Origin of the sequence: Kitasatospora sp. NPDC048545, assembly GCF_040651155.1 — a bacterium.
Classification (GTDB): domain Bacteria; phylum Actinomycetota; class Actinomycetes; order Streptomycetales; family Streptomycetaceae; genus Kitasatospora.
On sequence record NZ_JBEZIQ010000058.1, the window covers coordinates 32,692 to 59,687 of the forward strand.

Below are 26,996 nucleotides of genomic sequence, written 5' to 3' on the forward strand. Positions count from 1 at the left end.
CGGGAAGCCGGCACACGGCGCCGACCAGGAGCTTGCCGCGGACTGCGGCCGGTGAGACCGGACACCGCGAGAGTGGTGGACGAGAGCGGCAGCAGGACCAGTCCGGCACCGCCGGCGGACAGGCCGCACCCCTCCTCCAGCCGCTGGGTACGGCCGTAGCGACAGGCGAAGGCGGCGGTGCAGCCGAGGAGTTGGCGCAGGCAGGAGGCGGTCGGGCCGGGCGGGCCGATCCTGCCGATCCGGCGGTCGGCGGTCGGCGGTCTGACGGCCTGACGGGCTACGGAGATCGCGCCGGCCATGCGGGCCATGGGGCCGGCCGGGTCGCGGCGCTCGGCGGGCACGGGCAGGCGGGCCGACCCGAGCGCCAGGCAGGCCGGGAACAGCTGGATGTTGACGGCGAGGACAGTCCGCCGGCCGCCCGCACCGATCAGCAGACCGCCGAGGGTCGGCCCGGCCACGGCGACGGTCCGGTTGGCGACGGCGAGCGCAGCTCGCGGGCGGCCAGGGCGACGGGCTCTGCGACGGGAGCAGAGCCGGAAGCGACAGCGGGAGTCGCGGCCGCAGTCGCAGTCGCAGCAACGACGGCAGCGGGACGGGCGCCTCGCTTCTCGGTCATCGCTTCTCGGTCATCGCTCCACGGCAATTTCACCGGTCTGGTGTCTCGTCTGGACTGAAGACCTCACCGGACTGCGGGGACGACCCGCCTCGGTCGCCCGGAATAATGGCGGCATGACCGACAAGCAGCTCCGCATCGTCCTCGCCGAGGACTCGGTGATCCTCCGGGACGGGATGGTCGAACTCCTCACCGCGCGCGGCTGCGCCGTGGTCGCCACCGCTGGCACGGCACCCGAGTTGGTCGCCGCCGTCACCGAACACCGGCCCGACGTGGCCGTGGTGGACATCCGGATGCCACCGACCCACACCGACGAGGGGATCCGGGCGGCCGTCGAGATCCGTGCCACGATGCCCCGGGTCGGGATCCTGGTCTTCTCCCAGCACGTCGAAACCGCCTGGGCCGCCCGGCTGCTGGCCGACGGCGCCGCCGGCGTCGGCTACCTGCTCAAGGAGCGGGTGGCCCGCACCTCCCAGTTCGTGGATGCCCTCCACCGGGTCGCCACCGGCGGCACGGCCCTCGACCCGGAGATCGTCAACGGACTGATCCGGGGCCCGCGGCGCAACCGGGTGGACACACTCACCCCGCGCGAACGGGAGGTGCTGGAGCTGATGGCACAGGGCCACTCCAACCGCTCGATCGCCGCGCAGCTCGTGGTGTCGGAACGGGCTGTGGAGAAGCACGTGGCCGCCGTGTTCACCAAGTTCGACCTGCCCGCGACCGATGCCGACAACCGACGGGTCAAGGCCGTGCTCACCTACCTCGCGGAGAACGGCGCGTCCTGAGGCAGGCCCGCAGATCATTCATGAGCACCACGCATGGGTCGGCTCGTGACCTGAGGGGTGCTCATGGGCTCGGCACATGAGCGTTACTCATGGAGCAGTCATCAGCGTGACTCATGACCGGCTCATGAGCCCCGTTCATGGCATGCCCCGCCCCGATCGGCCCCCGCCGACTGTCCATCACAGCCCGACGGGGAGCTCGGCGCTGACCACCGTCGGTCCGCCGGGCGGGCTGTCCACCCGCAGTACCCCGTCGACTGCCGCGAGCCGCTCGGCCAGGCCCGCCAGTCCGCTGCCGCTGCCTGTACCGCTACCGGTGCCGGTGCCGATCGAGGCACCTCCACACCCGTCGTCGCGAACGGTCAGCCGGACCCTCCCGTCGACCGCGCTCGCGGTCAGCTCCGTCGACCGGGCTCCGCTGTGCTTGGCCACGTTGGTCAGCAGTTCGGCCGCGCAGAAATAGACGGCCCGCTCGATCGCCTCGTCCGGCCGCTCCCGCAGGTCCAGCCGGACCGTGACCGGCACCGGCGCGGTGGCGGTGAGGCCGGGCAGCGCCTCGGCCAGCCCGCCGTCCAGCGCCACCGGGTGGATGCCGCGGGTCAGCCGGCGCAGGCCCGTGATGGTGTCGTCGGTCTGCCCGCGGGCACGGTCGACCAGGGTGCGCAGGCGCCCGAGGTCGGGTGCGGCCTGGTCGGTGAGGGCGTCGTCAGCCAGCGACAGGGTGATGGCGAGCGCGACCAGCTGCGCCTGGGTGCCGTCGTGCAGGTCGCGTTCAAGCCGCCGCAGCCGGCCGCTGTTCTCGGCCAGCAGGGTGACCCGGGCGCTCTCCAGCTCGCGCAGCCGCTGCTGCGAACGCACCGGCCCGAGCAGGGTGCGGGCGAGCGCCCGGTTGGCGCGGCTCAGTGCCCGCAGCACGGCGGGGACCACGGCCAGCAGCGCGAGGCCGACCGGTACCGCGAGCACGTCCGACCAGCCGATCGGTCGTGGGCCGGGTTCCAGCAGCCGTACCCAGGCGGGGAAGCCCACCAGCCACAGGGACCCGAGCGGCAGCCCGACCGCGGCCAGGAAGCCGAGCACTCCGACCGGCAGCCGCAGGAAGAGGTAGAGCAGCACCCGCCAGGCCACCGGATCGGTCAGCACCACCCGGCCCCGGGCGAGCACCCCGGACGGGCGCGGCAGCGGCGGCGGTTCGGGCACCGTCTCGTCGAGCAGCCACTCGACCAGCCGGCGGTGGAACCGACCGATCCACCGTGCCCCGATCAACGCGGCCACCACGAACGGCAACCCCAGCACGGTGAGCGAGAGCAACACCCCCGCGTAGAGGACGGCAACGGCGTAGACACCGCCGAGCACGCCGAGCGGCAGCCCGAGGACGGCGAACGCGACCTCGTCACCCCGCACCGCCGGCAACCGCCGCCGCTCAGCCGCCGTCCGCGTCACCACCGTCCGCATCACCACCCGCCTCCGCACGTCCGTCCGTCGCACCGCCGTCTGCCTCACCGCTCACCCGCGGACCGGCCCCAGCATCCACCAGGCACCGTCGGAACCACCACATCCGCCCCGCTCTGCCGCCGTACCGGGCCCTGCCGCCGCACTGCGCGCCCTGCCGCCGTACCGCGCCGCTCCACTGCCCGGGACGGCCCGCGAGGAGCCGCCTCGCCGTCCACGTCCACGTCCACGTCCACGTCCGCGTCGGCCCGCACCCTCGCCCCCCGCACCCCTGACCCGAACCTCACGTCCGTGCCCCGCCCACCGACTCGACCGCCGATCCGCCGGTCGCCCACACTCCGGTGCCCACGATCCCCGGCACCGTCAGGACCACCGCCCCCAGCACCACCCACGCGCACCCCGTGCCCGGCACCACCGGTACCGCCGACCCGCGCACCGCCCAGCTGAACGCCCCGGAGGCCGCGGCCGCCACCGCCGAGCCCAGCAGCACGCCGACCGCCGTGGTCAGCAGCGCCTCCACGGAAAGCATCCGCAGCAGTTGCCGCCGGGTGGCCCCGACCAGGCGCAGGAGCGCGAACTCGCGGCGCCGGTCGGCGGTCAGCGCGACCAGGGTGTTGACCGTGGAGACCGCCGCGAAGCAGACCAGCAGGCCGAGCTCCGCCTGGCGAAGCCAGATGTCGCTCGCCTTGGTGACGCTGGTCTCGGCGCCGGTCGCCCGGGCCACCCGCTCGGCGGTGCTGGTCATGATCAACATCGTGCCGGAGAGTCCGACCAGCAGCGCCACCGGGACCACCGCCGAGGAGAGCCGGGCCGCGTAGCCGCGCAGGTTGGCGTCGGCCAGCCAGCCCGCCCGCGGGACCAGTGCGCGCACCGGGAGGCCGAGCAGGGCGGCCGGCACCCGGGCCGCGAGCGGCCCGAGCAGGGCGACCGCGACCGACAGCACCAGCGAACCGAGCAGGGACGCCTGCCCCGCCTTGTCCAGTTCCCCGGCCGGCCTGGTCGCAGCCAGCCTCAGCAGCAGCACACCGCCCGCCAGCACCACCACCCCGGCCGACAGCCGCAGAACGCCCGTCCCCCGCGGCCCGCCGGTCCCCTCGGTCAGGGCGACGGCCGGCGCGGGCCGGGTGATCCGGCGGGCCACGGCGGCGGTGGCCGCAAGGGCGACCAGCAGCGCCACCACGAGCGCGATCAGCATCGGCACCGGCGTCCCGGGTACGTGCAGACCCGGCGCGGCCATCCCGCGCCGCTGCAGGGCGGCGAGGAAGGCACGGGCGGCGAGGGAGCCCGCCGCGCAGCCGGGAACGGCCGCCAGCAGGACGGTCGCGAGGACCTGGGCGCGGACCACCCGCCGCACCTGCCGGGGCGTCGCCGCGACGGTTCGCAGCAGGGCCAAGTCACGGTGCTGCTGGCGGAGGGTGAAGCCGAGCGCGTTGACCACGACGAACAGCGCCACCAGCACGGCGATCTCGCCGAACGCCGCGGCGATCACCAGCACGCCCGGCCCGGTCACCGGTGCCCGTGCCACTCCCCCGGGGGCCGTCACCTGTGCGGCGACCAGGGAGCCGAACAGCGTCACCGCCGCCATGGCCAGGAACAGCGCCGCCGCCAGCCCTGCGAAGGCCGCGGGCCGCCGCCGGATCTGTCCGACCGACAGGGCCGTCACGGGACCGCTCATCGCGTTCACCCGCCCAACCGGCTCAGCCGCTCGCCGACCTGCGCGGCGGTGGGCCTGACCAGTTCGTCGACCAGCAGGCCGTCCGCGAGCAGCAGCACCCGGTCCGCGTACCCGGCGGCCACCGGATCGTGGGTGACCATGACGCAGGTCTGTCCGTCGACGTCGACGCCCTCGCGCAGCAGGTCGAGGATGCCGTGCCCGGTCGCCCGGTCGAGCGCGCCCGTCGGCTCGTCGGCGAACAGCACCTCCGGCCGGGCGACCAGTGCCCGGGCGATCGCCACCCGCTGCTGCTGGCCGCCCGACAGCTGCCCCGGGCGGTGCCGCTCGCGCCCGGCCAGCCCGACCCGGTCCAGTGCCTCCCGCACCCGGCCCCGCTCCGGTGGCCGCCCGGCCAGCCGCCCCGGCAGCTCGACGTTCTGCGCGACGGTCATCGCCGGCATCAGGTTGAAGGCCTGGAACACGAAACCCATCCGGGTGCGGCGCAGCTCCGCCAGCCGGCGCTCGGGGAGCCCGGACACCTCCGTCCCGCCCCACCGGACGGTGCCCCGCGTCGGCCGGTCCATCCCGGCCAGGCAGTGCAGCAGAGTGGTCTTGCCCGAGCCCGAGGGCCCCATCACCGCCGTGAACGTCCCCGGCGCGAAGGCCACGGACACCCCGCGCAGCGCGCGGACGCCCGCCGAGCCCCGCCCGTACTCCCGGTGCAGTCCCTCCCCGCTGAGGGCCGCGCCCGATACCCCGTCATGTGCCGCCGAGGCTGCGGCTGTCGTCATCCCGTTCATGCCTTCCATCGTGGGCGTCCGGGGCCGGGAGATCGATTGGGCTGGCCCCCGAATCCGGGGTTCGGAAAACCGAACCCCGCAGGTGGCGCCACTCGCCCGGGTCGGAGCTCCGGCACCGGTCGGGTGCCGGTCGCCCCGGTCCGACGATCCCGCCGTCCTCGGTAGGTCGCCGGTGCCCGACGGGAGGTGCTGCCGGCCCGGATGCGTCGTCGCGCGACCGCCCGGGGCACCGCGGCCACGACGGCAGCCGCTCGCCCACCACCAGCACCACCACGCCCGGGCACCGCCACCGCCGGCAACAGCGCCACCGCCACTGCACGGCCGAGTCCAGGACGATCCTGACCACACTCGACCAGCAGGTGCGGGCCGGTGCCGCCGGGCCCGGCCGGTCGAGCGTGCCACCGCCGTGAGCGGGCGCCCCACGCGGCACGGCCGTTGTCGCCCGGCTCCCCTGTGCTCCCGGCACCCCGGCGCTCCCGGCCCTCCCCAGCCCTCCCGGCGCTCCCGGCGCTCCCGGCACGGCGAGGTCCGAACGGGTTCGCCGGTTTCCGCCCCGGGCTCCCCTCCGCCCGGCTCACGAGGAATCATGACCAGGTGACCATCGACCTGCTGCCCGGCCATGGAGTCCGGCTGCCCGCACCGCTGCCCGAGCTGCGCTTCGGTCTCCCCGAGGCCGCGGTGCGCGCGCTGCTGGCCCGGCACGGCGACCTGCTGCCCGACGGCGTGCGGAGCGCCTTCGTCTGCGGCTGCCGGTGGGCACTGGCCTTCGAGCTGCCCGGGGCCGGCGTCACCCTCTGCTCGGACGACCGTGACCGCCTCCGCAGCGTGACGGTCGGCCGGAACCCGAACGACGACCGCCCCGCCTGCCCGGTCGGCTACCGCGGGATCGACCTCCTCGGCTGGCCGGCGCACGAGCTGGTCGAGGCGCTGCGCGCCGAGGGCCTCTCGGTGCCCGATCCCATCCACGGCACACTCCGCCACGGTCCGCTGTATCTCTCCCGCCACCCGGCCGCGCGCCGCCCGACCGCCCCTGACCGGAAGCCGCGCCACGAGCCGCCGTTCACCTTCGACTGCGTCTCCTTCGACGCCCGCCACGACGACGGCCACCACGACAGCCACCACGACGAGCGCGACGACCTCACCGAACACGACCACCACACCGAGGCGACCTCATGACCCCATCGACCCCGGCAACCCTGCCGACCCTGCCCCCGCCGGCCCCACGCCCGACCGGCACCGCCACCGGCCCGCACGACGCCGCCTTCCTCCCCCGTCTGCAGGTCTCCCTGCGCAAGGCCGAGCAACCGATCACCTCGCCCGTCCCCAAGCTCGGGGGCGAGCCCTGCTGGCTCGCCGAACCGTCGTGGCCGCTCTCCCCCACCACCGGTGAACCGCTGCTGTTCATCGGCCAGTTCGCCGTCCCGAGCGAGGAGGGCGAGGAGCGCGAGGGGGGCGAGGAGCGCGAGGAGGGCGAGGAGGGCGCACAGGATCCGGTGCGGTTGGCCTACCTCTTCCTGGAGGAGGGCGAGATCACGGGCGGGCTCGACCCGGAGGCGGGTGACGCCGTGCTGCTGGTGCAGCCGGGCGGGCGGATCCCGTCCTTCGCGGTCATCGGCCCGCCCGGTACCCGCGGTCGGACGCTGTGGCGCCGCGACCCCGACGGAGGCGGCACACCGGTCGAATTCCACCTCGACCTGTTGCCGCTGCCGGCCGACCTCGACCGGTCGATGGACGAACGGGCGGCCTTCCAGCGGTACTTGCGCGGCGAGGGCCCCGAGGTCCGGTTCCCCGACGGCGGCCACGTGCACGACCACGTCGGCGGTCTCCCGTCCTTCCCGAGCGGCCGGGCCGAGGTCCCCGTGCCGTGGCGGTACTTCTTCGCCCTCACGGACGCCTCGGACGAAGGCGACCCGTACGTCCTCGACTTCGGCTACGGCGACGGTTTCGGCTTCCTCAGCCCGGACGGCTCGGAGGGCCGCTTCTACTGGGACATTCCGTAGCCGCCGGTCCCGTCCCGCCCGCCCTGCCCCCTACTCACCCACGGGAGTCAGCATGACCACCAACCCCCTGACCGTCGCGGTCCTCGGACCGGGGGGCGTCGGCGGACTGCTCGGCGGTCTGCTCGCCCGCGACGGGCACCGCGTCGTCTGTCTGGCGGGCGAGGACACCGCCGCCGTCCTCGCCCGCGACGGACTGCGCGTCCGCAGCGGGCAGTTCGGCGAGTTCACCGCCCGGGTCGAGGCCGCCACCGAGCTGCGCGCGCCGGTCGACGCCGTCCTCGTGACCGTCAAGGCGACGGCCCTGTCGGCCGCGCTCGACCGGCTGCCGCCGCAGGTGCTCGGCTCCGCGCTCGTGGTCCCGCTGCTCAACGGCCTGGACCACATGGCGGTGCTGCGCCTGCGCTACCCGGCCGCGCGGGTCGTGGCCGGCACGATCCGGGTCGAGGCGACCCGTACGGCGCCCGGGCGGATCGAGCACACCAGTCCGTTCGCCGCCGTCGAACTCGCCGCGACCGGCGAACCTCTGTCGCCCGTCCCGGAGTTCGCCGAGCAGCTGCGGCGCTCCGGCCTGCCCGTGGCACTGTGCGAGGACGAGACCGCGATGCTGTGGAGCAAGCTCTCCTTCCTCGCCCCGTTCGCCCTGCTCACCACCCGCCACCCGGGCGGGGTCCGCGCCGTGCGCTCCGAGCACCGGCCCGAACTCCTCACCGTCCTGGACGAGATCACCGCCGTCACCCGCGCGGTCGGCGCTCCGGCCGACGCACAGGCACTGCTCACGATGTTCGACCGCATCCCCGGCACGATGAAGTCCTCGATGCAGCGCGACGTGGAGGCCGGCCGGCCGACCGAGCTCGACGCGATCGGCGGTGCCGTCCTGCGCGCCGCCGAGGCGCACGGGGTGGCCGTCCCGGCCCTCACCCGGCTGGTGGACGAGCTGTCGGCGCCCACCGGGGGGTGACGGGGTGACCGGGGCGTCCACGCCCGACCGGCGGGAGGGCGATGGGAACGCGCACGAACAGGAGGAGAGGCGGGAAGCGGGGAGAAGCCGGCAGAAACGGGTAGGACCGGCGGGGTGACGCCTTCCGAGTATCCGAGCGGCCACGCCCGGCACCGCATCGAAGCATTCCTCCGCGCCCACGAAGCCGATCGGATCCCCCATCCGGGCGGCACGCTGCTGGCCCATCTTCAGCGGGTGGCAGGCCTGTTGGCGGACTGGGGCTGCGACCCCGCCGTCCGGGCCGCGGGACTCTGCCACGCCGCGTACGGGACCGACGGCTTCGACCGTGCCCTGCTGGCGCCCGACCGGCGGGACACCCTGGTCGACCTCGTCGGCGCCCGCGCCGAATCGCTGGTCCACCTCTACGCGAGCTGCGACCGGGCCGCCGTGTACCCACGCCTGGGCATCGACGAACCGGTGGTGTTCCGTGACCGGTTCACGGGGACCGACCGCACTCCGCCGGAGGAGGACCTGCGCGCCTTCCTCGCCATCACGGTCGCCAACGAACTCGACGTGCTCGCCCACAACACCGACCTGGCCGCCCGCTACGGACCGGGCCTGTACCAGCTCTTCGCCCGTACCCGCGACCGGCTGCCGCCCGCCGCCTGGCGGGCCTGTACGGACCTCCTCCGGCCGGACTCCGGCGCCTTGGAGGAAGAGAACGGGCCGCAGGAGAACAACTGCACGAAACCCACCGGGCGAGGAATCTGACGGAACGTCATGTTCCGTAGTGAAAGGAGACTTTGCCTACCGTTCACCCGCTCCGCCGGAACCACCGCACGGCAGGACGGCGTTGTCCACGGCGGGAGGGATACTGACATGACAAAGAAGCCGTACCGTCTGGCCGCCACCGCACTCGCGGTGCTCATCGCGGCCCCGCTGTTCACCGCGTGCAAGAACGCCGACCAGGCCATCGACTGCGGGAAACGCGCGATCAGCCTCACCGGCGACGTCCAGGACCTCGCGGACTCGGCGGTCAACGTGGGCCAGATCACCGACGACGAACGCCGCAAACGCACCGTCAACGCGTTGAAAAAGATCGTCGACGATGCCAAGAAGATCCGCCAGGACGGTGGGGACAAGCTCGACACTGCCGCCGACAAGCTCTCCAAGTCGGTCAACGACGCCATCGACAAGGTCTCCGACAACAAGCAGCCCGACCTCGGGGCGATCACCAGCGCCGCCGGCGACGTCACGAAGGCCTGCGCCGGAGCCTGACCGGAACGTACCGCGCACCGCGCACCGCGCACCGCGACGGCCCCCACCGCGATCCACCGCTCCCGGCCCCGCCCGGGCCGGGCCGGGAGCACCACCACCGAACGGAGTGTCGACCTCGCGCTCGCGCGGGCATCTCCTCCGACGAGCGGCACGGGCCGGCAGAGCCCCCGGCTGGAACGGCTGGCCGATTCGTCGACATCGAGCCATGATGATCCGGCTACATCAGGTGCCCGTGCCATGACTCATCGCAGTCAGCCGCGACTGCTGGTCCCGTCCCGCCTCCGTCTGCGCGTTCGGACGACCGTGGTCATCATGGAACTGCGGCCGGACCGGCAGGAGGGACACACGATGGAGCTGTTCCCGGCGATACCGCTCGCCGAGTGGCGGGACACGAAGGAGACCGTGCACCGCTTCGCGCAGGTGGTGGGCAAGATCCGCCTTGCGGCGAGCGTGCGGCGCAACCACTGGTGGAACGTCCCCTTCCACCTCACCGGGCGTGGGATCACCACGCGGCCCATGGGACAGGTCGACGGCAACCCGATCTTCACCATCGACTTCGACTTCGTCGACCACCGGCTGGTCGTCGCTGCGGCGGACGGCGGGAGGGAGTCCTTCCCGCTCATCGGCCAGTCCGTGGCCTCGTTCTACCGGCAGACCCTGGAGGCGCTGGCGGCGATGGGCATCCGGGTGGAGCTCCAGCTCCCCCGGCCCTACCGGCTGGCCGACTCCGACCGGCCGTTCGCCGAGGACGTCGAGCACGCGACCTACGATCCCGCCTGGGCGAATCGCTACTGGCAGGTGCTCAGCCAGGTCGGGCTGGTGCTGGAGGAGTTCGCGGCGCGCTTCTCGGGCAAGGTCAGCCCGGTCCACCTGTTCTGGCACTCGTTCGACGTCGCCCACAGCCGGTTCTCCGGACGCGCCGTGGACCAGCCGGCGCAGGTGGACCCGGTGACCCGCGAGGCGTACTCCAGGGAGCTGATCAGCTTCGGGTTCTGGTTCGGGGACGACAACCTGGGCGAACCGGCCTTCTACTCGTACACGGCTCCCGAGCCGGCGCACCTGGCCGAAGACCAGCTCGCACCCGCTTCCGCGAAGTGGACCGAGCTGGGCGGCAGCCACCTTGCGGTCCTGCCCTACGCGGCGGCGCGGAACGAGGCCGATCCGCGAGCGGCCGTGCTCGCCTTCTACGAGAGCGCGTACCGGGCCGGAGCCGTCCGGGCCGGCTGGGATGTCGGCGACCTCGCCTGCCCCGGTGGAGTCACGGACCCGCGCCTGCCGGCCGCACCGCTCCGGGAGGACGGTCTGTGACGTCGGGTCGCATCCGGCAGGCGGCTGCCCAGGAGTGCCGGTGACAGGCCCTGATGGCGATCCGCCGGGCCTTCGTCGTCGCGGACCAGCACGAAGAGGCCGGTGAAGGCGTCCGGGCCGCGTCGGAGCGTCATGGTGACGGTCGCGACACTGCCGTGGACGACGGAAGCCGAGCCTTCAAATCGACAGGTCCCACCTTGTGGCGTGAATGCTCAAGCAATGAGGACGATGGGCGTGCGCACTGTGAGCACCTTCGAAATCGCCCACGACCGGCGTCGATCGGATGGTCCGGAGGTCGAGCGGCACCAGCGCCGAGGCGGGCCGGTAGGTGTGCTCCGGCGGACGGCGCGGGACCGGGGGCGGCCCCTCCGCACTGCAACCCGAACGGAGTAGGCCAAGCCCGGCGGACCCCGGGCCCCGGCACCGTTCGGGTGCGGGAACGCCGAACCCCGGCAGAATCGATGTGGGGGGGCTGCCGCTGCTCTGCAGACGCACACGTGAGAGGAAAATCGTCATGCCCGACTTCCACCCGAAGCACGACCACCTGATCGTCAAGCCGATCGGCGAGGCGGCCCCGCAGGACCCGGACCGGTGGAAGGGCGAGGTGGTGGCGGTGGGGCCCGGCCGGCCACTGGGAAGCGGCAAGCCGCACCCGGTGGACGTCAAGGTCGGCGAGCGGATCCTCTTCAATCTGCGCGCCGGGGCGCAGTTCGAGGCGGGCGGGGAACAGTACGTCGAGCTTCCCGAGGACGAGGTCCTCGCACTCTCCGCAGAGTAGGAGCACGAGCAGAAGTACCGGACACGCAGGAGCACCGGACGAGCAGGCAGCGGGCGTACCCTGCGTCCTCGAACCCGGCGGCCCTGGCCGCAAGCCCCCGAAAGCCTTGGAGGTTCCCGCCATGACCGAACAGTCATCGGCCCGGGTCGGCGTCACCGGCCTGGCCGTGATGGGCCGCAACCTGGCCAGGAACTTCGCCCGCCACGGACACCGTGTGGCTGTGCACAACAGGACATGGGCACGGACCGCGGCGCTGCTTGAGGAGTTCGGGCACGAGGGCGACTTCGTGGCCGCCGAGACCGCGCAGGCGTTCGTCGCGGCTCTGGAGCGCCCCCGGCTGATCGTCATGATGGTCAAGGCCGGGGCACCGACCGACGCGGTCATCGACGAGCTGGTGCCACTGCTCGACGCGGGTGACGTGGTGGTGGACGGCGGGAACGCGCACTTTCCCGACACCAGGAGGCGTGAGGCCGCCCTGCGGGAACGCGGACTGCACTTCGTGGGCTGCGGGATCTCCGGCGGCGAGCAGGGTGCACTGGAGGGGCCGAGCATCATGCCCGGCGGCACGCCGGAGGCCTACCGGGTCCTGGGCCCGCTACTGGAGGACATCGCGGCCGAGGTCGACGGCAAGCCCTGCTGCACCCACGTCGGGCCGGACGGCGCCGGCCACTTCGTCAAAATGGTCCACAACGGGATCGAGTATGCCGACATGCAGCTCATCGCCGAGGCATACGACCTGCTGCGCCACGGAGGCGGGCTGCAGCCCGCCGCGATCGCCGAGGTCTTCCGGACTTGGAACGGCGGGCGCCTGGAGTCCTATCTGATCGAGATCACTGCCGAGATCCTGGCCCACACCGACGGGGCGACCGGCAGGCCCTTCGTGGACGTCGTACTGGACCGGGCCGAGCAGAAAGGCACCGGCCGCTGGACGGTCCAGAGCGCGCTGGACCTCGGCGTGCCCGTGAGCGGGATCGCCGAGGCGGTCTTCTCCCGCGCGTTGTCCGGCAGCGTGCCGCTGCGGCGGGCCGGCCGGGACCTGCCCGGTCCCACCGAGACCTGGCTCGACAGCGCAGCGGCGGACCGTTTCGCAGACGACGTCGAACAGGCCCTGTACGCCTCCAAAATGGTGGCCTACGCCCAGGGCTTCAACCAGATCCAGGCCGGGAGCGCGGAGCACTCCTGGGACATCGACCCCGGCGCGATGGCCACGATCTGGCGCGGCGGATGCATCATCAGGGCCCGTTTCCTGGAACGGATCAGGGCCGCGTACGAGGCGGACCGGGAGCGCCCCACGCTGCTGACCGACGCGCACTTCCAGGAGGCTCTGAACTCCGCGCAGTCGGCCTGGCGGCGGGTCGTCTCGGCGGCGGCCCAACTGGGCGTTCCCGCCCCCGGCTTCGCCACCGCGCTCGCCTACTACGATGGCCTTCGGGCAGGACGCCTGCCGGCCGCGCTGGTGCAGGGCCAGCGGGACTTCTTCGGTGCGCACACCTACCACCGCGTCGACCGGGACGGGATCTTCCACACCCGCTGGGAAGTCCCGGGCCGCCCGGAGGAGCAGCGCTGACGGGCCCCTCGACCGCCGGCGAGGGTTCGACGTCGGCTCACGCCTCATCGTCCCGGCCCTCGACCACACGGTGCTCACCGGCCCGCGTCAACCTGCCGGAAGACCGGCCGGAGCGACTGCGCGGACGCAGGACTCCAGGGCCTCGCGGAGTCCGGCGCTGCCGGGAGCGCGGCGGAACGAGGCACACGTCCTGCGCCGCTCCTCGCAGGACGCACTGCCGGCCGGGGCTGCTGTGGTCCAGGCGCCGCTCGGACGGGCCTGCTCAGCCGCTCGCGCCCCCGGCGTGCACCAAACGGGTGTACGCCTCCGACAGGGACCTGACCGTTGTGCCGATGCGGTACTCGTGTGCGTCGATCGAGCGCACCGGCTGGACCTCGTACGCCGTGCCGGTGAGGAAGCACTCGTCAAACGTGCCCAGTTCCTCGGGCCGGATGTGGCGTTCGACGACCTTGATGCCGAGGTCCCCGGCCAGGTCCAGCACGGTTCGGCGGGTGATGCCCGACAGGAAGCAGTCCGGGGTGGGGGTGTGCAGGGTCCCCTCGGAGACCAGGAAGAGATTGGCGCCGGTGGCCTCGGCGACGTACCCCCGGTAGTCGAGCAGCAGGGCGTCGTCGTAGCCATGCCGGTCCGCCTCGTCGCGGGCCAGCGTGCAGATGTTGTACAGCGAGGCCGCCTTGGCGCGGACCGGGGCGGTGTCCGGGGCGGGGCGGCGCCAGCGGGAGGTGCCCAGCCGAATGCCGCGCGACGCGGCGTCCGCCGAGAAGACGTGCGGCCACTCCCAGGTGGCGATGGCGACATGTACGGAGGCGAGCGTTCCGGCCACGCTGATCTGCTCGCTACCACGCCAGGCGACCGGGCGCACATAGCCGTCGCGGACCTTTTGGCGGTCGACGAGTTCGCGGGTCGCGCGGTCGAGTTCGTCGACGGAGTACGGGATCTCGAAGCCCAGTTCACGGGCCGAGGCGTGCAACCGCTCGGTGTGCTCGGTGAGTTTGAAGATCTGCCCTTCGTAGACGCGTTCGCCCTCGAACACGCCCCCGCCGTAGTGCAGTCCGTGGGAGAGCACGTGCAGCCGCGCGTCGCGCCAGGGCACGAAGCGGCCGTCGTACCAGATGACGCCGTCACGATCGTCCAGGGCCGGGGTGTTCACTGGGTGTCGCCTTCCGGGGCGTAGTCGATGCGGATGCTGTCGGCGAGGAACCGGTGGAACTCCTCGGCGTCCTCCGTGCTCGGGTGATGGGACAGCACGAACGCCGGATAGCCTGTGAAGTGCGGGTAGGGGCGTACCACGTCGCCCGGGTGGAGCATCTGCACGACGTGGTCGACCCGGGGGTCCTTCGCCACCTCGTCGAGGCCGTGGAGGGCGACGATCCGGCCCGAACCCCCGCACGGCACGATGTAGTTGGCGGCCGCCCCGACCGCCGGTGCGAGCTGCCCCGGTGTGGGCGGCAGGACCGGGGCGAGGCGGACCGCGATGCGCAGCGCCTGGGCGGCCAGGTCGACACCGGTGACGTGGTGCGCGACGTAGTGGGAGACGCCGGAGCCGCCGACGCGGGCGCCCAGCTCCAGGAGGTAGGGGCGTTCGCCGCCGCGCAGCCGCAATTCGGTGTGCGTGGGGCCGTCGGTGACGCCGAGGGCCGCGTGCGCGGCGACGACCTCGCGGACGACGGCCTCCTGGACGTGCGGCGGCAGGAGCGCGGGGGCGCGGTAGACACCCTCCTCGAAGTAGGGGCCGACCGGTTCGCCCTTGTAGCCGATCGACAGGACGTGGACCCGGCCTTCGTGGGCGAGGGACTCCACGGCCAGCTCGGGCCCGTCCAGGTACTCCTCGACGACCAGCCCCGTCACGCGGCCCAGCTTGCTCGCGCAGACCTGCCAGACCTCGTCGACGACGGCGCCCAGCTCCTCGGGCGTATCGGCCTTGGTCACGCCCAGGCTGGAGAATCCGTTGGCGGGCTTGACCACGACGGGGAAGTCGAGGCGGGCGGCTTCGGCCCAGTCGTCCGGGGCATCCACGGTCGCGAAGCCGGGAACGTTCAGGCCCGCGTCGGCCAGCCTGCGGCGCATCAGCCGCTTGTCCTGGACGGTCCGGGCGACGTCTCCGCCGAGTCCGGGCAGGCCGAGGGCATCGGCCACGTCCGCGACGAACGGCACGGCCGGGTCGTACAGCGTGACGATCCCGTCGAACGGCGCGGCACGGTGTCGTTCGGTGAGCGCGGCCAGCGCCTCGGCGGGCGCCCCTTCCACGTCGAGGCGCAGCACCTCGACAACGGCGGGAGGCAGCCGTTCGGGGTCGACGTCCTCGTCCGGGCGAGGGACGAGGACGAGGTCCACACCGGCGCGCAGCGCGCTGTCGAAGATCCAGGGCAGCGAGGTGCGTTGGTAGACCAGGACGACGGTGGGGCGGTCGGTGGGTGCGTGGTTCACAGGGTGCTTCTTTCGGACGGGTCTGGGCTCGGGGACGGGACGCCCGTCGCCGAGGCGCCGACGGCCTGCTCGGACGGGTCGGGGTCCCGCTGCTGTTCGTCCGCCGTGGCTGCGGCGGCCGGTTGCGCGGCCACCGTCATCCAGACGCCCGCCGCGCACAGCGCGAGGAACAGCAGGGCGAGCGGGCCGGGTGCGTCCGCCTCTCCGGTCGCCCACTCGCCGAGCCGGATGAGGAACGGCACGGTGAGGGCGACGGCGGAGGTGAACAGCGGCCCCTTGCGCAGGATCAGCTCGTGGGAGATGAGGAAGACGGGCGCGGTCAGCACCGCGCCGAGCAGCGCCACCCCGGCCCACTGGGCGGCGGAGACGCCGCCCAGTGGGCAGTAGAGGGCGGTGGCGACGCCGAGCATCACGGTGCCCGCGCCGGTGACCGCGGGCAGTGCGGCCATCGGCGGCACGTCCGCCATGTGGCGGCGGTAGACGTAGCCGTACAGCGCGTACGTGAACGTCCCGGCCAGGGCGAGCAGGACGCCCGTCGTCAGTGACCCGGTCGCGTCGCCGCTCGCCGGGCCGTCGCCGAGCGCGTAGCCCAGGGCTGCGCCCACGGCGAGGACGGCGCCCGCGGCCTTGCGCACGGTGGCGTGCTCGCGGAAGGCGACGCTGCCGATGGCGAAGGTGATGCACGGCAGCAGGGACACGACGAGGCCGACCCGGGACGCGCCGATCTGCTCGACCCCGAGGAGGGTCCCCGTGTAGTACGCGAAGAAGCCCAGGAACGCCAGGAGGACGACGGCGCTGTAACGGCGGGAGCTCGCCCGGATGGCGCTCCAGGTGCGGGGGCGCAGCACGGCGACGGCGGTGATGGTCACGAAGCTCGCCGCGGTGCGGCCCGCGGCGACTGCCAACGGCGGTGTGCCGCTGACCAGTTTCCCGGACGCGACCCACCCCGCCGCCAGCAGGAGCACCATCAGGCAGGACAGTGCGGGGACGACCAGCCGTCCGTCTCCGCGCACCGTCGTGCGCGTACCGTCGTCCGTCACCATTCCGCTTCCGTGAAGCGCAGTGGCGGCAGGCCGGCCAGCGGGAGCTTCGCCCTCAGCAGGACGCTCTGGTCGTCGGTGAACCGGTAGCGCTGCTTGGGCTCCCCCTCGGGCAGGTAGGTACGGACGAGGGCCTTGGCGGCCGCCCGGTACTCGTCGTCCGTCCGTACCTGCTCCTCCAACTCCTCGACGGTCGAGACGAACGCGCGCAGTGCGTCCAGCGCCTTGTCGCGGTCGAGGTGCAGCAGAGCGCCGTTCTCGGGCGAGCCGGTGAGCGCGCCGTGCTCGCGCAGCCAGGAGTAGAGGAAGACGCCCGTGCCCGAGTCGAAGTTGCGGGTGGCGTCCTCGGCCTGCGGGTAGCGGAAGATGCGTTCGAGCAGGATCATGTCGATCTGCTCGTGGGCGAACGGCACGTCGCCGTCCGCGCAGGCCAGGACGGTCTTGGCGTCGACCTTGATTTCTTCGAGAAGCCCGACGAACCAGTTCATCTTCAGGGAGATGTGCTGGTCGAACGGCCAGCGCCCCTGGTAGTGCATCGAGTCGTGCAGGTAGCCCCAGATCGCGCGGGCCTCGAAGCACACCTCGGGTGCGAGCCCGGACGAGGCGCGGGGTACCGAGTCCGCGGTGAGCACGGCTTCGGCGCCGGGCAGGGCGTACGTCTCGTGGATCTTCCGCATCTTGTTGTAGAAGAACATCGCGTAAGCCTGGTCGACGACCTTGTCCCGCGCGGCGACGTTCTCGGGGAAGAAGACGATGCAGTTGCCGTGCGTGAAACCGTCGCTGCCCGCGATCAGCACCAGCGACTGGCAGTTGTTCTTCGGGTGGGGGTACGTCTCGGCGAGGCTCGTCAGTGCGTCGGGCTCCTTGCGCACCGCGAAGAAGCAGTCGAGCCGCTTGCCCACCGGGGGAACCGAGTTGGTGCTCTGGGCGGGCGCGAGGAAGAAGACCGGGGCGCCGTCCTCGGGGGCGTGCAGCGCGTCCCTGGAGCGTGCGAAGTGCGGCGCGCTGTCGAGGCCTTCGGCGATCCAGTCGTCCACGTCGGCGGCGAGCGCGTCGGCCTGGTGGTCGAGGCCGCCGCGCGCGTACCAGGCGGTGGCCTCGTCGCGGATCGCGGTGAGCAGGTCGCGGTCCTCGACCGTCGGTGCGGCGATGGTGCCGCCGTCGGCCTGGCGGGCCCGGAAGCGGTTGACCCGTGGGATGAGCGAACCGGTGAGCTCGGCGGCCCGGGCGCGCAGTTCCTCGCTGAGGGGAGCGTTCGTCGTCACAGCAGGACCCCCGCGTCCCCGGTGCGGTCGGCCGGCTCGTCCACGGCCAGGACCTGGTGGATGGTGAACACCATGGGCACCGGGCCGAAGTCCCGCAGTACGCGCAGGCCGTGGCGCTCGGCGGCCACGATGGTGGTGATGCAGCCCTCGGTCTCCCCGGCGGCGCAGTCGATGGCGGCCTGGGAGTTGCTCAGGACGATGCGCGTCTCGGCTGTCGGCGCGATCAGGCCGGCGGGCGCGGGGTGCGAGGACACGGTCCTCGGGATGTCCGGACCGGCCGTGGCCAGGACCATGTTGTGGGTCGGCATGATGAAGCTGTCGACCATGTGCAGGCGGTGCAGGTTCCCGAAGGTCAGGGTGTGCAGCGCCGGGTAGACGGCGCAGGCGGCCAGGGCGTGCCGCCCGTCGGCGGGAACGGATTCGAGGGCGCTTTCCAGTGAGGCGTGGAGTTCGACGCTTCCGTCGATGCCCCTGCGCTGGAGCCACTCGTGGGCTGCCGTCTCCAGGTTGGTCCCGTGCGGGCCCAGGGTGTGCAGATATCGGATGCTGTCCACGCCGATGCCCGTGCGGGGACGGGTTCCGGTGGCGATGCTCAAGACTCCCCCATGCGTACGCGGTCCCGGTCGGTCTCGGAACCGGGTTCTTCGGTGGGGCCGGTGGGGTGCACCGACCCGCGCGCACCGGCGTCGTGGCACGGCTGCGCGTCTTCCCGTTGCGGCGGTATCTCCGCGTCCAACTGCTGTGACCTGTCTGCGGTCTCCCCCCGGCGACCTTCTGTCTCGGACCCTCTCACGTGCCATTCGGCAGGTCCTTGAACGATTGTAAGACTGATTGATCAAACACGGCGCCGTCGGCCCAGGCAAGAGCGGTTCTGTGAAGTCTCAAATACCAAGATCACGACGGATCCCCGTCGTACGCCAACGCGCGCTCGACGAGCGGGTGCCAGTCCTCCAGACCCGTCCGGCCGGTGGAGCACCACCGATTCCGGCTCGTCGAGCACGGCCGCGACCTCGCTACTGTGCTGCTCAGCCTCCTCCTTCAACCGCTGCTCCACCGGTTCGGGGGATGGCGATCGTCCGGTCCCTGGCCGCGCCTCGGCGCGATCCGGTCCAGCCACTGGTAGACGGCCCGGCCGCGCAGCGCGACATCGGCTCCGGCGCCGAACACGTGTACCCCGTCACCGGTGGGCACGTACAGCACAATCGGACCTCAGTTTCGGTCGCATTGCCGGCCCCCTGATCGGTGATCGCCCGAGTATCGGGGCCCCGCGCGACGCAGTCCCGACGGTGGCACCACAGGAGCGACCACAGGGTCCTCCGCTACCGCCTTCGGGGCGCCCCCGAAGCGCCGGAGCCTGACCGGCACGCACCGCGCGCCGTACGCCTCGCACCGCGCACCGCGCGCCTCGACGGCCCCCACCGCGATCCACCGCTCCCGGCCCGCCCGGGCCGGGAGCACCACCACCGAACGGGGAACACACCACCGGGCCGGGAGCACCACCGGACCGCGACCGCTCAGCGCCACCCCGCCGCCCTTCGGCCTGTCGGCGCCGCCCGGATGCCACCAGCCGATAGGAATGAGCACCGGACCGAACCGCACCCCGGAGGCACTGGTGAACCACCCGATCCTCGACCAGATCCAGCAGCTGCGCGCCGAGTTGGCGCCCGGCGACGCCCCGCCCTTCGTGGTCACGGCGCTCGCCGACGGCACCGCCCCGCGCCGGCTACTGGCCGAACTCGCTGCCCAGCAGCACCGGATCATCCGCTCCGACCGCCGCAGTCTGCTCGCGCTCGCCACCCGTTGCGCGGACCGCCCGGTCGGTGCCTGGTTCGCCACTCTGGCCGAGGGCGAGAGCGCCGCGCTGCGCACCCTGCCCGCGCTCGCCGCCGCCTGCGGTCCGAGCCGCACCGCACCGCAGGCCCGGCCCCCGCTGCCCGGCTGCCAGGCCTACCCCGGCTACCTGGCCTGGCTCGCCCTGAACGGCCGGCCCGATGCCACGGCCGCCGCCCTGGTCGCCAACTTCGCGGCCTGGGGGAGCTACTGCGCCACCATCGCGCAGGCGCTGCGCCGGCACTACGGCTTCGCCGACGAGGCGTGCGCCTTCTTCGACTTCTTCGCCCGGCCGGCGACGGAACTGGAGCAGCAGGCCGCCGACGCGCTCGGGCCGGCCCGGCTCGACGAGCCGGCCCTGGCCGCCGCCCGGGAGTACGGGTCGATGCTCCAGTCCTACGAGCACCTGTTCTGGGACACCCTGGGCGTGCTCGACGCCTGACCGACGACGACCCCCGCTCGCCCCACCGCCGGCAGGCGGCCTCCGCCTCGCCCCACAGGCTGCGCAGCCCGGACCGGTACAGCTCGTACTCGGCGCGGTCCCAGCGGCTGATCTCCGCCCGCCGAGAGAGCACCACCGCTGCCCCGGCACGGCAACCGGAGCTCGATCGCCCGGTTCACCTCCACCCGCCCGCCGCGACCCCGGCCGCGCCGACTACGCCCGGGCGCTGGAGCACATCCGCTCGGCGGCGCTCAGCCGGGGCGCCGCCTCTGCGGGCCCGACCATGGCCCCCGACCACCGGACAGGACCCCCGAACGCCCTCGCCACGGCGTGTCGTCCGGTGGATGTGCCAGTGGCACAGGCCTGCGGCACGGGCCGCCGCAGGAGGCACGCAGAACCAACAGAACACCTTCAAATCACGGGAGTTGACGTTCAGTCAGTTGTACTGTGGAGTGAACATGACGCCCTGGCCGGCGTCGCGTGCCCCGGGGGCTGGGGCCGGTCGGCCGTGGCTGCCATCGGCGCAAAGGGGGAGCATCCTGATGGCATACGCGAAGGGTTATGACGTCTCCGACTTCCAGTCGGGCATTCCGGGGGACGCGGAGTTCGTCTTCATCAAGGCCACCGAAGGCGGCCACACCGGCCAGTCGGGGTACACCGACAAGCTCGCGGACGCCCGGGGGCGCGGGCTGGTGGTCGGGCACTACCACTTCCTGCACGCGGAGAACCCGGTCGAGGGTGAGGTGGAGCACTTCTGCCGGGTCGTGGGGCAGGTGCCCCCAGGCGAGCTGCTGGTGCTGGACTTCGAGCCGTACGGACAGTCGGTCGGCGACGGCGACGCGACCGAGGCGAAGAACCGGTGGCTGGCGGCGGTCAAGCAGCGTTACCCGGACCGCCTGGTCGGGCTCTACACCAACCGGGACTACTGGTTCCGGACGGACGACAACGCCGGTGACTTCCTGTGGATAGCGGACTACGTGTCCGCGGGTTCGCCGCGCATCCAGGCATCCTGGCGCTTCCACCAGTACAGCGACGACCCGCTCGACGCGGACATGTTCAACGGCTCGCTGGACGAGTTGCGGGCGTGGGCCGGCGCCGGCCGGGCCCCGGACCCCGAGCCACCCGCGCCGACCCCGACCCCGGGGCCGCAGTCGCCCGACTGGCCGGGACTGCAGCTGGTGGACCGGGACCAGTGGGGCGCGCGGCCCTGGCGCGAGCCCAACGGTTCGATCCCGTACGCCGGTCCGCGCGCCGGAGTGAAGGTGCACTACCTCGGCACGGCGTACACCTTCGACACCCACGACACCTGCCCGGCCTACGTACGACGCCTCCAGGCCTCGCACATGGACGACGACGGCTGGTCGGACATCGGCTACAGCTTCGTGGTCTGCGAGCACGGCCACGTGTTCGAGGGCCGCGGGCTGAACCGGCGCAACAGCGCCAACGGCGATGTCCCGCTCAACGAGGCGCACTATGCGGTGTGCGGGTTGGTCGGCTCCTCCGGCTCGACCGAGCCCACCCCGGAACAGCTCAACGGGCTGCGGGACGCGATCGAGTACTGCGAGCAGCAGGGCCCGGCGGGCCCGGAGATCAAGGGGCACCAGGACGGCTACTCGACCGACTGCCCCGGCCCGGCGCTGTACGCCTGGGTGACGTCGGGTGCGCCGCGCCCCTCCGGCACGGTGGTCACCCCGCCCCAGCAGCCCGCGCCCCAGCCGGACCCGGCCCCGGACCCGACCCCGGCCAGATACCGGAAGGACGTCGGCGGCCTGTCGTACGGCTACGGCGCGCACGGTCCGCAGGTCACCATCGTCGGCGAGGCGCTGGTGGCGGCGGGGTTCGGCTCGCACTACGGCCAGGGCCCGGGACCGGACTGGACCGACGCCGACACCCTCAACTACGCCGACTACCAGCGCAGTCTGGGCTACTCCGGCGGGGACGCGGACGGCGTGCCCGGCGAGTCCTCGCTGCGCCGGCTGCTCGGCGGGCCGATCCCGCTGGCCGAGGTGTCGAAGTCGCGGGTGGTCGCGGCGGCCCGCCAGGACCCGGACGCGCCCCAGGGCGCCACCACGCACGCCGACGACGTGTACACGGTGGAGCGGGCCCTCGTCGCCGAGGGGCTGCTCGACCGGCAGTGGGCCGACGGCTCGTTCGGCACCCAGACCATCGACGCCTACTCCGCGCTGCAGCGCCGGTACGGGTACAGCGGGCAGCAGGCGGACGGCATACCCGGCATCGACTCGCTGACCCGGCTCGGCCAGGCGCACGGATTCACTGTCGCCGGCTGACGTCGGCCGAGGAGGACAGATGTACCAACTCGCCCTGTCCCTGTGGCGCACGTGCGTGCCCTACATCGTGGCGTTCCTCGTGGTGCAGGCCGCGCGGCTCGGCATCCACCTGGACAACGCCTCCGTCACCTCCGCCCTGGTCACCGGCTTCGGCACGGTCTACTACGCCGCGTTCCGGTTCCTGGAGCACCGGTTCGGCGCGAGCTGGGGATGGTTCCTGGGGGCCGCCCGGCCGCCGTCCTACCAGCCGCCGGTCCCCGCGCCCACGCCCACGCCGGCCACACCTGCACCTACGCCTGCCGCACCTACGCCTGCGCCGTCCGCACCTGCACCCACGCCTGCGCCCGCGCCGGCGCCTGAGCCCGCGCCAGCTCCTGAGCCCGCACCCGCACCCGCACCCGCACCGACGCCGCCGGACCCCACGCCGGCCCGACCCGACTACCGGAACCTGCCCGAAGGCGGCTGACGGGCACCGGCACAGGGGTTGTGGAATGCCAAATTCCGAAACCCCCGAAAAGACCCGGTAATACAATTAGCCTTTCCCGTTCAGGCCTTGACGAATTGTCACCTGAATCCGAAACTGAGTCTGCCACCAATGCATCCGGATCCCATTCAACGGCCTCGTGATGCACGAAGTGAACGGAGGGGGAATTGCCGACGACACCGACCTACCCGGGCGTCTACATCGAAGAGCTTCCCAGCGGCGTCCGTACCATCACCGCGGTGAGCACCTCGGTGACCGCCTTCGTCGGGGCCACCCGGCGCGGCCCGCTCGACCAGCCGGTCACCATCACCAGTTTCGCGGACTTCGAACGCCGTTTCGGCGGACTCGCGAGTCAGAGCCCGGTCAGCTACGCCGTCCAGCAGTTCTTCCTCAACGGGGGCTCGGTCGGGATCGTGGTCCGGGTCGCGGCGGCCGGCACCGGCGCCGCCGCGGGCGTCACGCTCACCTCGACGGAGACCTCCACCGCCACCCCGTCCCTGGAGGTCACGGCCGTCGAGCCGGGGCTCTGGGGCGGGGGGCTGCGGGTCGCCGTGGACTACCGGACGCCGACCCCGGCCGAGACCTTCAACCTCCAGGTCTTCGACACCTCCGGCGCCGTCCGGGAGTCCTTCGCGGACCTGTCGGTCCGGGCTGCCAGCCCCCGGTTCGCCGAGACGGTGGTGAACAGCGGCTCGACCGTCGTCCGGGTCAAGGTGCTCGCGGAGAGCCGGCCGGATCCGGTGGGCACCGTCTCCAAGCCCTTCGCGGCCACCCTGCCGGACCTCACCCACGAGATCCAGGTGAAGATCGCCGACGTCTCGCGGACCGTCAAGATCTACGACCCGGCCGCGGACGGCATCGCGCCGACCACCGTCCCCGAACTCGCCCTGCTACTGGAGCGCAAGCTGCGGGCCCTGCCCGACGCCCCGGGCAAGCGGGCCTTCGCGGGCACCCGGGTGAGCGTGTTCGGGCGGCAGCTCCAGGTCGTCGCCGGCTCCACCGACCCGGCCGACGTGGTGCGCTTCCTCGGTGAGGCCGCCAACAACCTCGGACTGGAGGGCTCGGTCAACCCGCCGGTCCTCGCCCTCGCCGGCGGCCAGGACGGCGGAGCCCCCGGCATGACGGACCTGATCGGTAGCGAGGCCGGCAAGACCGGCATCCAGGCCCTGCGCGACGTGCCGGACGTCAACCTGCTGGTGCTGCCGGAACTGGCCGGCTACGCCAGCGTGGACGACGCCGTCACGGTCGTCTCGGCCGCCCAGGCACTCTGCGTGGAGCAGCGGATGTTCCTGATCGTCGACTCGCCGCAGGCGTGGACGACGCTGGACGCCGCCCGGGCGGGCCTGTCCGCCTTCGACTCGGTGCGCAACGACCACGCCGCGCTGTACTTCCCGCACCTGGAGCTGGTCGACCCGCTCACCGGCCGGCTGCGCAGCTTCCCGCCGTCGGGCACCATCGCCGGCGTGATGGCGCGCACGGACGGCCAGCGGGGCGTGTGGAAGGCACCCGCGGGCACCGAGGCCGGGCTGCCCGGGGTACGCGCGCTGACCGTCCCGCTGACGGACCGGGAGAACGGCCTGCTGAACCCGCTCGCGGTGAACTGCCTGCGGACGTTCCCGGTGGTGGGCCCGGTGGCGTGGGGCGCGCGGACCATGGCGGGCGCCGACGCGCTCAGCTCGCAGTGGAAGTACGTCCCGGTGCGGCGCCTGGCGCTGATGCTGGAGGAGAGCCTCTACCGCGGTACCAAATGGGTCGTGTTCGAGCCCAACGACGAGCGGCTGTGGGCGCAGATCCGGCTGAACGTGGGCGCGTTCCTGCACTCGCTGTTCCAGCAGGGCGCGTTCCAGGGCACGTCGGCGCGCTCGGCCTATTTCGTCAAGTGCGACAAGGACACCACCACGCAGGACGACATCAATCGCGGTGTGGTGAACGTCGTGGTCGGATTCGCGCCACTCAAGCCCGCGGAATTCGTGATCGTCAAGATCGAGCAGCTCGCCGGACAGTTCGAGGTTTAGGATCTCCATGGTCGAGTTCACCGTCAATCCGCACCGGTTCGATCCGTACAAGAACTTCAAGTTCCTGGTCGTCTGGGACGGGCGGGTCGTCGCCGGAATCAGCAAGATCAGCCCGCTCAAGCGCACCACCGAGGTGGTGAAGCACCGCAGTGGGGGCGATCCGAGCGCGCCGCGCAAGTCGCCGGGGCGCACCGACTTCGAGGCGGTCACCCTGGAGCGCGGGGTCACCCACGACCCGGAGTTCGACCGCTGGGCCAACAAGGTCTGGATGGTCGGCGCGGGCCGCGGGGCGGAGGTCTCGTTGCGGGACTTCCGCAAGGACCTGGTGATCCAGGTGCTCAACGAGGCCGGTCAGGTGGCGGTCGCCCACAAGCTGTACCGCGCCTGGCCGAGTGAGTACCAGGCGCTCGGTGAACTGGATGCCAACGCCAACGCGGTGGCGATCCAGAGCCTCAAGCTGGAGGTGGAGGGCTGGGAGCGGGACGAGGAGACGCCCGAGCCGGAAGAGCCCTCGTTCCAGCAGCCGGCCTGAGCGGCCGACCGATGGAACTCGCCGGGGAGGCAGCCCTGTTGGCCGCCTGGGAGGCCGGGCTGGCGGCCGGCCGCACCGGGCGGGCCCTGCTGCTGCACACCGTCGCCCGTCCGGGCGCCGGGGCGGAGGAACTGCTGGCCGTACCACTCGGCCGACGGGACGCCGAACTGTTCGGCCTGCGCGCGGAGCTGTTCGGCGAACGGCTCAACGTGCGGGTCGGCTGCCCGAGTTGCGCGGAGGAGATGGAGTTCGCCTTCGACGCCGGGCAGGTGGTCGGTGCCGCGCGGCCGGCGGACGGCCCGCTGCGGGTGGAGCTGGACGGCTGGCAGGTCGGCTTCCGGCTGCCCACCCCCGGCGACCTGGCCGCCGCCGAACAGGTCCCCGCAGGCCGGGCCAGGGCCGTTGTGCTGGAGCGGTGCGTGCTGACCGCCGAGCACGGCGGGGAGCCGGTCACCGCCCGGCAGCTCCCCGAACCGGTCCAGCGGCGCGTGGCCGAGGCCGCCGCCGCGGCCGACCCCTGCGCGGACGTCCGGCTGAACCTCAGCTGCCCCGAGTGCGGCGAGCAGGCCCTCGCCGAGCTGGACATCGCCTCCTACCTCTGGGAGGAGCTGGACGACTGGGCCCGGTCGACCCTGCTCGACGTCCACCTCCTGGCCACCGCCTACGGCTGGAGCGAGGCGGAGATCCTGGCGCTCAGCCCACTGCGGCGCCGCTACTACCTGGAGCTGTGTGCAGATGCCTGACCACTTCGACCGACTGGTGGCGAAGGGCGGCCCGGGCGGGGACCGGGCCGGGGTACGGGTCCGCCCGCGCCTGCCGGGGCCGTTCGAACGGCTCGACGCGCTCGCTCCGGCGCCGCCGGTCGTGGACGAGGAGTCGTTCGGGCCGGGCCGCTCAAGCAGGCGACCCGCTCCCGTGCCACTCCCCCGGCCGCCGGCGGCGCCGGTCGAGAGGGCGCTGCGGACGGTGGTCGGTGAGGACCGGCCGGCTGTCGCACCCGTCCTTCCGCTGCCGCGCACGCCGCTGCTGATCGCGCCGCCGGTCACCCCCGTTGCCGCACCGGCCGTCGAGCCGGCGGTGCGGAGGGAGGACGCCCGCCCGGCAGCCGTACCGACGCCCGTCACCGCATTGCCCCGGGCGGCTGCCCCCGAGCTGCCGACCGTGGCACCGCCCGCGCCGGTCCGTACGGACGCCGCCGCGCCGGCGTCCGTACGGCGGGCCGCCGCGGCAGCCGCCCCGGGCCAGGCGCACGGGACCGGGACCCGCCGCCAGCAGCGGCCGGTCGAGCGGGTGGTACGGGTCCAGATCGGGCGGGTCGAGGTCAAGGCCGCCCAGCGCACCCCGGCCGGACCGCGCAAGCCGGCGGCCGCCCGTCCGGGCCCGGCCCTCGACCTGGACAAGTACCTCAACCGGGAGTCTCAATGACTGAGTCAAGCCGTCTGCGCGACCGGATCGGGGGTGAAGACCCGGTTGTCGCGCAAGAGTGCCCACAGGACGCTGACCCGGC

General features: G+C 73.0%; 25 protein-coding genes. 16 read left to right on the top strand and 9 right to left on the bottom strand.

From position 1 onward, the window contains the following. The first annotated feature begins 729 nt into the window (after nt 1–729). A complete protein-coding gene (locus AB0D10_RS37165) occupies nt 730–1,398 on the top strand; it encodes a response regulator transcription factor (RefSeq protein WP_360264491.1) in 669 nt (222 codons plus the stop codon). 177 nt (nt 1,399–1,575) lie between these two features. Here AB0D10_RS37165 and AB0D10_RS37170 read toward each other — a convergent pair whose 3' ends face one another. The 3 genes from AB0D10_RS37170 to AB0D10_RS37180 all read right to left on the bottom strand — a co-directional run bounded on the left by AB0D10_RS37170 (nt 1,576) and on the right by AB0D10_RS37180 (nt 5,289). Next, nucleotides 1,576–2,796: a sensor domain-containing protein gene (locus AB0D10_RS37170; RefSeq protein ID WP_360264494.1), complete on the bottom strand. Its 1,221-nt coding sequence runs from the start codon at nt 2,794–2,796 to the stop codon at nt 1,576–1,578. A gap of 331 nt (nt 2,797–3,127) precedes the next feature. Continuing rightward, complete coding sequence (locus AB0D10_RS37175) at nt 3,128–4,519, bottom strand: ABC transporter permease (protein ID WP_360264497.1); 1,392 nt, start codon at nt 4,517–4,519, stop codon at nt 3,128–3,130. A 5-nt stretch (nt 4,520–4,524) separates the two neighbouring features. Then, a complete protein-coding gene (locus tag AB0D10_RS37180) occupies nt 4,525–5,289 on the bottom strand; it encodes an ABC transporter ATP-binding protein (RefSeq protein ID WP_360264559.1) in 765 nt (254 codons plus the stop codon). 603 nt (nt 5,290–5,892) lie between these two features. On the opposite strand from AB0D10_RS37180, the gene AB0D10_RS37185 reads away from it, so the two are divergent. The 8 genes from AB0D10_RS37185 to gndA all read left to right on the top strand — a co-directional run bounded on the left by AB0D10_RS37185 (nt 5,893) and on the right by gndA (nt 13,166). After that, entirely contained in the window at nt 5,893–6,474 is a 582-nt protein-coding gene (locus tag AB0D10_RS37185) for a hypothetical protein (protein WP_360264500.1), read from the top strand. After that, entirely contained in the window at nt 6,471–7,298 is an 828-nt protein-coding gene (locus AB0D10_RS37190; RefSeq protein ID WP_360264503.1) for a hypothetical protein, read from the top strand. Before AB0D10_RS37185 ends, AB0D10_RS37190 begins: the two co-directional genes overlap by 4 nt. A gap of 52 nt (nt 7,299–7,350) precedes the next feature. Then, complete coding sequence (locus tag AB0D10_RS37195) at nt 7,351–8,256, top strand: 2-dehydropantoate 2-reductase (protein WP_360264506.1); 906 nt, start codon at nt 7,351–7,353, stop codon at nt 8,254–8,256. 114 nt (nt 8,257–8,370) lie between these two features. Continuing rightward, nucleotides 8,371–9,006, top strand: coding sequence for a DUF6817 domain-containing protein (locus tag AB0D10_RS37200; RefSeq protein WP_360264509.1), 636 nt, complete (start codon nt 8,371–8,373; stop codon nt 9,004–9,006). A gap of 108 nt (nt 9,007–9,114) precedes the next feature. Beyond that, complete coding sequence (locus tag AB0D10_RS37205; RefSeq protein WP_360264511.1) at nt 9,115–9,513, top strand: hypothetical protein; 399 nt, start codon at nt 9,115–9,117, stop codon at nt 9,511–9,513. 348 nt (nt 9,514–9,861) lie between these two features. Then, entirely contained in the window at nt 9,862–10,821 is a 960-nt protein-coding gene (locus AB0D10_RS37210; RefSeq protein ID WP_360264562.1) for a DUF5996 family protein, read from the top strand. Between the two features lie 514 nt (nt 10,822–11,335). Further along, nucleotides 11,336–11,599 (top strand): hypothetical protein, encoded by a 264-nt coding sequence (locus AB0D10_RS37215; protein ID WP_360264513.1) that lies wholly within the window; start codon nt 11,336–11,338, stop codon nt 11,597–11,599. 121 nt (nt 11,600–11,720) lie between these two features. Continuing rightward, entirely contained in the window at nt 11,721–13,166 is a 1,446-nt protein-coding gene (gndA, locus tag AB0D10_RS37220) for an NADP-dependent phosphogluconate dehydrogenase (protein ID WP_360264516.1), read from the top strand. A gap of 262 nt (nt 13,167–13,428) precedes the next feature. Here gndA and AB0D10_RS37225 read toward each other — a convergent pair whose 3' ends face one another. The 6 genes from AB0D10_RS37225 to AB0D10_RS37250 all read right to left on the bottom strand — a co-directional run bounded on the left by AB0D10_RS37225 (nt 13,429) and on the right by AB0D10_RS37250 (nt 19,089). After that, entirely contained in the window at nt 13,429–14,316 is an 888-nt protein-coding gene (locus AB0D10_RS37225; RefSeq protein WP_360264518.1) for a branched-chain amino acid aminotransferase, read from the bottom strand. Then, entirely contained in the window at nt 14,313–15,593 is a 1,281-nt protein-coding gene (locus tag AB0D10_RS37230; RefSeq protein ID WP_360264521.1) for an ATP-grasp domain-containing protein, read from the bottom strand. Before AB0D10_RS37230 ends, AB0D10_RS37225 begins: the two co-directional genes overlap by 4 nt. Next, complete coding sequence (locus tag AB0D10_RS37235) at nt 15,590–16,636, bottom strand: DMT family transporter (protein ID WP_360264524.1); 1,047 nt, start codon at nt 16,634–16,636, stop codon at nt 15,590–15,592. The genes AB0D10_RS37230 and AB0D10_RS37235 overlap by 4 nt, the downstream gene beginning before the upstream one ends. Further along, complete coding sequence (locus AB0D10_RS37240; protein WP_360264527.1) at nt 16,630–17,898, bottom strand: DUF6421 family protein; 1,269 nt, start codon at nt 17,896–17,898, stop codon at nt 16,630–16,632. Before AB0D10_RS37240 ends, AB0D10_RS37235 begins: the two co-directional genes overlap by 7 nt. Beyond that, nucleotides 17,895–18,494, bottom strand: coding sequence for a bacilysin biosynthesis protein BacA (locus AB0D10_RS37245; protein ID WP_360264530.1), 600 nt, complete (start codon nt 18,492–18,494; stop codon nt 17,895–17,897). Before AB0D10_RS37245 ends, AB0D10_RS37240 begins: the two co-directional genes overlap by 4 nt. Nucleotides 18,495–18,936: 442 nt before the next feature. Beyond that, complete coding sequence (locus AB0D10_RS37250; protein ID WP_360264533.1) at nt 18,937–19,089, bottom strand: hypothetical protein; 153 nt, start codon at nt 19,087–19,089, stop codon at nt 18,937–18,939. A gap of 385 nt (nt 19,090–19,474) precedes the next feature. On the opposite strand from AB0D10_RS37250, the gene AB0D10_RS37255 reads away from it, so the two are divergent. The 7 genes from AB0D10_RS37255 (at nt 19,475) to AB0D10_RS37285 (ending at nt 26,914) form a co-directional block, all read left to right on the top strand. Further along, complete coding sequence (locus tag AB0D10_RS37255) at nt 19,475–20,170, top strand: transcriptional regulator (RefSeq protein ID WP_360264536.1); 696 nt, start codon at nt 19,475–19,477, stop codon at nt 20,168–20,170. Between the two features lie 542 nt (nt 20,171–20,712). Continuing rightward, a complete protein-coding gene (locus AB0D10_RS37260; protein WP_360264538.1) occupies nt 20,713–22,458 on the top strand; it encodes a peptidoglycan-binding protein in 1,746 nt (581 codons plus the stop codon). Nucleotides 22,459–22,477: 19 nt separating this feature from the next. Continuing rightward, complete coding sequence (locus AB0D10_RS37265) at nt 22,478–22,924, top strand: hypothetical protein (protein ID WP_360264541.1); 447 nt, start codon at nt 22,478–22,480, stop codon at nt 22,922–22,924. Nucleotides 22,925–23,109: 185 nt separating this feature from the next. Beyond that, nucleotides 23,110–24,957 carry a phage tail sheath C-terminal domain-containing protein gene (locus tag AB0D10_RS37270; RefSeq protein ID WP_360264544.1) on the top strand — a complete coding sequence of 616 codons (1,848 nt, stop codon included), beginning with the start codon at nt 23,110–23,112 and terminating at the stop codon, nt 24,955–24,957. A gap of 7 nt (nt 24,958–24,964) precedes the next feature. Next, nucleotides 24,965–25,489, top strand: coding sequence for a phage tail protein (locus tag AB0D10_RS37275; protein ID WP_360264547.1), 525 nt, complete (start codon nt 24,965–24,967; stop codon nt 25,487–25,489). 11 nt (nt 25,490–25,500) lie between these two features. Next, on the top strand, nt 25,501–26,232 hold the full coding sequence (locus tag AB0D10_RS37280) for a hypothetical protein (RefSeq protein ID WP_360264550.1): 732 nt from the start codon (nt 25,501–25,503) through the stop codon (nt 26,230–26,232). After that, nucleotides 26,225–26,914 (top strand): hypothetical protein, encoded by a 690-nt coding sequence (locus AB0D10_RS37285; protein ID WP_360264553.1) that lies wholly within the window; start codon nt 26,225–26,227, stop codon nt 26,912–26,914. The genes AB0D10_RS37280 and AB0D10_RS37285 overlap by 8 nt, the downstream gene beginning before the upstream one ends. Nucleotides 26,915–26,996 lie beyond the last annotated feature (82 nt).

Bases quoted from the DNA above. Each gene is read 5' to 3' on its own strand.
- AB0D10_RS37165 (WP_360264491.1), top strand. From the start codon at position 730: ATGACCGACAAGCAGCTCCGCATCGTCCTCGCCGAGGACTCGGTGATC.
- AB0D10_RS37175 (WP_360264497.1), bottom strand. From the start codon at position 4,519: ATGAGCGGTCCCGTGACGGCCCTGTCGGTCGGACAGATCCGGCGGCGG.
- AB0D10_RS37180 (WP_360264559.1), bottom strand. From the start codon at position 5,289: ATGACGACAGCCGCAGCCTCGGCGGCACATGACGGGGTATCGGGCGCG.
- AB0D10_RS37190 (WP_360264503.1), top strand. From the start codon at position 6,471: ATGACCCCATCGACCCCGGCAACCCTGCCGACCCTGCCCCCGCCGGCC.
- AB0D10_RS37195 (WP_360264506.1), top strand. From the start codon at position 7,351: ATGACCACCAACCCCCTGACCGTCGCGGTCCTCGGACCGGGGGGCGTC.
- AB0D10_RS37205 (WP_360264511.1), top strand. From the start codon at position 9,115: ATGACAAAGAAGCCGTACCGTCTGGCCGCCACCGCACTCGCGGTGCTC.
- AB0D10_RS37210 (WP_360264562.1), top strand. From the start codon at position 9,862: ATGGAGCTGTTCCCGGCGATACCGCTCGCCGAGTGGCGGGACACGAAG.
- AB0D10_RS37215 (WP_360264513.1), top strand. From the start codon at position 11,336: ATGCCCGACTTCCACCCGAAGCACGACCACCTGATCGTCAAGCCGATC.
- gndA (WP_360264516.1), top strand. From the start codon at position 11,721: ATGACCGAACAGTCATCGGCCCGGGTCGGCGTCACCGGCCTGGCCGTG.
- AB0D10_RS37235 (WP_360264524.1), bottom strand. From the start codon at position 16,636: ATGGTGACGGACGACGGTACGCGCACGACGGTGCGCGGAGACGGACGG.
- AB0D10_RS37255 (WP_360264536.1), top strand. From the start codon at position 19,475: ATGAGCACCGGACCGAACCGCACCCCGGAGGCACTGGTGAACCACCCG.
- AB0D10_RS37260 (WP_360264538.1), top strand. From the start codon at position 20,713: ATGGCATACGCGAAGGGTTATGACGTCTCCGACTTCCAGTCGGGCATT.
- AB0D10_RS37265 (WP_360264541.1), top strand. From the start codon at position 22,478: ATGTACCAACTCGCCCTGTCCCTGTGGCGCACGTGCGTGCCCTACATC.
- AB0D10_RS37275 (WP_360264547.1), top strand. From the start codon at position 24,965: ATGGTCGAGTTCACCGTCAATCCGCACCGGTTCGATCCGTACAAGAAC.
- AB0D10_RS37280 (WP_360264550.1), top strand. From the start codon at position 25,501: ATGGAACTCGCCGGGGAGGCAGCCCTGTTGGCCGCCTGGGAGGCCGGG.
- AB0D10_RS37285 (WP_360264553.1), top strand. From the start codon at position 26,225: ATGCCTGACCACTTCGACCGACTGGTGGCGAAGGGCGGCCCGGGCGGG.